The sequence below is a fragment of the Loktanella sp. DJP18 genome (assembly GCF_049310965.1).
GTDB lineage: Bacteria > Pseudomonadota > Alphaproteobacteria > Rhodobacterales > Rhodobacteraceae > Loktanella.
In genome coordinates this window covers 1-525 of sequence record NZ_JBMERN010000416.1, presented here as the reverse complement: position 1 = coordinate 525, position 525 = coordinate 1, and the positions used below count along the sequence as shown (strand labels likewise).

At 58.7% G+C, this 525-nt stretch carries 1 protein-coding gene; it reads right to left on the bottom strand.

Annotated elements, in window-relative coordinates:
- Nucleotides 1-17: 17 nt before the first annotated feature.
- The coding region (locus ACOI1H_RS26220; protein ID WP_422441294.1) for a transposase at nt 18-525 on the bottom strand (508 nt) is incomplete at its 5' end.

The window sequence follows — 525 nt, the reverse complement described above, 5'->3', positions numbered from 1 at the left end:
TAGAGTATCCGTCTTGATCAAGCTGTTTTTGGCGTCCATTTGCGATCTTTTTGGACCAGTGAGTTGGCAAGTTCGATGAGCTTGCGCATGAGAGCGGTCAGCGCGACTTTCGCGGGTTTTCCGGCCTGTACCATGGTCTGATATTTCTGCCTCAGATCCGGGTTGTAACGGGCGGCGACGAGTGCAGGCATATAGAGCGCATCGCGCAGGAATTTGCGTCCGCCTTGTATGAACGCCTTACCACGCCATTGGCCCGATTGTCGGGTCATGGGAGCGAGACCGGCAAGGCTCGCGATCTGCTTGCGTGTCAGGGTGCCGATTTCCGGACATTCGACGAGGATTGCAACTGCAGTGATCCGGCCCAGCCCCGGGATCGAGCAGAGGATGTCGAAGGCGCGTGCGCGTTTCGGGCATTGGCGCGCAAGGTCCAGCAGCGCTGCGTCCAACTCAGCGAGCTGGCGTTTGATCTGCTCCAGTCGGCCCTTGGCCTGGCGCTTCAAAATGGCCACAGACTGCGTTTTGGTG